The sequence below is a fragment of the Mesorhizobium sp. M1334 genome (genome assembly GCF_040317995.1).
Classification (GTDB): Bacteria; Pseudomonadota; Alphaproteobacteria; order Rhizobiales; family Rhizobiaceae; genus Mesorhizobium.
Genome location: NZ_JAMYLM010000089.1, coordinates 1 through 535, shown reverse-complemented (window position 1 = coordinate 535; position 535 = coordinate 1). Strand labels below are relative to the sequence as shown.

Genomic DNA, 535 nt, shown 5'->3' with positions numbered 1-535 from the left:
ACACGCATATCGACTATTTCGGAATAGACCCCTATCCGGTGCGCACGGGAACGGACACGGTCGATTACGACATGATCGATCGAGCCGTGGCTGCAGCGGTGAAATCGGGCATCCCGGTTAGCAACATCGTTTCCGGTCTACCAGGCCTTTGGCGGCGGTAACTGGGAGACTTCCGATGGCGGAAGACAGGTCATGCCCACCCCCGAACAGATGCAAACCATGATCGATCATTGGGCCGCACTGGTGCCGTCACCTGCCTTCGACTACACCTACAAATGGGGAACGCAGAACGGCGACACCGCGCTTGAAAGCTCCCCGGAACTGCAAGCCGTTTTCCGGGAGCACAACCTCGCTACCACCGGAACCACCCCGCCTCCCGTCGACACAAGCGACATCTTGTATGGCACCAGCGGCGACGATGTGTTTCACGGGGCCGGCGGCCACACGATGATCGGCTATGGCGGCAATGATACCTATTATGTCGACGATGTCCGCGATAAGGAGATTGAGGCTGCGGGCGGCGGTACCGATAAAG

Annotated in this window: 1 pseudogene; it reads left to right on the top strand. The window is 59.1% G+C overall.

The window, feature by feature from the left end:
• Window positions 1–192: 192 nt before the first annotated feature.
• Window positions 193–535, top strand: a pseudogene (locus tag NKH17_RS33385) (calcium-binding protein); the annotation flags it as partial.